The following is an 885-nucleotide window of genomic DNA, read 5'->3' on the forward strand; positions in this document are numbered from 1 at the left end:
GGCGGCGGGCTACCGCGCGCACGGGCGGGCGGCGGACGGCACGCTGGTGCCGCACGCCGGTCCGCCCGCGGACGGGGATTACGTCTGGCTCCCCGCCTGACGGCCGTGGTTCGCCGGATCAGCGCTTGGCGCGCGGGCCGGACTTCTCGTCGTCGGGATTGACCGGCGCCGGCGGGATCTGCCCGGACGGCTTCGGGTTCTCGACATACTCGAACGGCTTTTCGTTCCACGGGCCGCGATGGTCGTCGCCCTGGCTGAGGTTGAACACGACGTTGACCGTGTCGTCCGGCTTGATGGTGCCGAAATACGGATCGTCGAGCTTGCCCATGGCGTCGAGCGCCTTCATGAACATCTGGGCGTGCGTGATCTCGCGCGTCAGCAGATGCGTCAGCGTCTTCTTCGTGCCGGCATCCTCGCACCGGTGGATCAGCGCCTCATAGGTCTGGCGGGCGCCGGCCTCGGCGGCGATGTTGGCGCGCAGGTCGCGCACCACGTTGCCGCCCTCGTTCACGTACGAGGCGGTCCAGGTATTGCCCTGGCTGTCCACCAGATGCGGGCCGATCCCTTTCATCTGAAACAGCGGCGCGTCATAGACCGGCGTCTGATCGACCCGGGCGGTATGCTGGACGATGAGCTGTCCGACCATCTCCAGATGGCTGAACTCCTCGATCGCGATGTCCTGCAGCATGTCGCGGATGGCGGGATCGGTGACGTGGAACGCCTGCACCCAGTACTGCAGCGCGGCCGTCAGCTCGCCGGTCGCGCCGCCGAACTGTTCGAGCAGGTATTGGCCGAAACGCGCGTCGGGCGTCTCGACGCGCACCGGCACGATGGTCTCTTTCCTGTGCAGGAACATGGCTGTTCTCTCCTTGCTGGCGTGCAGAG

Annotated in this window: 1 protein-coding gene; it reads right to left on the bottom strand. The window is 67.2% G+C overall.

What is annotated here, in order from left to right; all coding sequences use genetic code 11:
* Positions 1–118 precede the first annotated feature (118 nt).
* On the bottom strand, positions 119–885 hold a 767-nt coding region (locus B8460_RS15830; protein WP_241771211.1), incomplete at its 5' end, for a manganese catalase family protein.

This window comes from Acidisphaera rubrifaciens HS-AP3 (genome assembly GCF_000964365.1).
In the GTDB taxonomy this organism is placed as follows: domain Bacteria; phylum Pseudomonadota; class Alphaproteobacteria; order Acetobacterales; family Acetobacteraceae; genus Acidisphaera; species Acidisphaera rubrifaciens.